1 protein-coding gene is annotated in these 734 nt (G+C 54.1%); it reads left to right on the forward strand.

What is annotated here, in order from left to right:
- Positions 1-734 (forward strand): Ig-like domain-containing protein (locus H5158_RS22655; protein ID WP_182740980.1); only part of this gene is annotated, 734 nt, incomplete at both ends.

Here is a 734-nt window from a genome sequence, read left to right on the forward strand (position 1 = left end):
TTGGCTGATGGCAGTTGGTCGGTGGATGTACCGACCCCGCTTGCAGAAGGCGCTTTTGTTGTTGATGCTAGTGTCACCGATGCCGCCGGCAATACCGCCAGTGACACAGAAAATGGTGGGGTGATCGATACTCTTGCACCGACGGTTGATATCAACCCGTTGGCTGATAGCAACGACAGCACGCCTACCATCACTGGCAGCAGTGATGAAATAGGTGGGTTGGTGAGCATTACAGTCACCGATGCCAATGGTGATATACAAACCTTAACGGCGACAGTACTTGCAGATGGCAGTTGGTCGGTGGATGTACCGACCCCGCTTGCAGAAGGTGCTTTTGTTGTTGATGCCAGCGTCACCGATGCCGCCGGCAATACCGCTAGCGACACAGAAAATGGCGGAGTGATCGATACTCTTGCGCCAACCTTTGATATTGATCCGTTGGCTGCGACGAACGACAGCACCCCAACCATCACCGGTAGCAGTGATGAAATTGGCGGGCTGGTGAGCATTACGGTCACCGATGCCAATGGCGATATACAAACCTTAACTGCCACTGTGTTGGCTGATGGCAGTTGGTCGGTGGATGTACCGACCCCGCTTGCAGAAGGCGCTTTTGTTGTTGATGCCAGCGTCACCGATGCCGCCGGCAATACCGCTAGCGACACAGAAAATGGCGGAGTGATCGATACTCTTGCGCCAACCTTTGATATTGATCCGTTGGCTGCGACGAACGA

Origin of the sequence: Pseudoalteromonas sp. SR45-6, assembly GCF_014163545.1 — a bacterium.
Classification (GTDB): Bacteria; Pseudomonadota; Gammaproteobacteria; order Enterobacterales; family Alteromonadaceae; genus Pseudoalteromonas; species Pseudoalteromonas rhizosphaerae.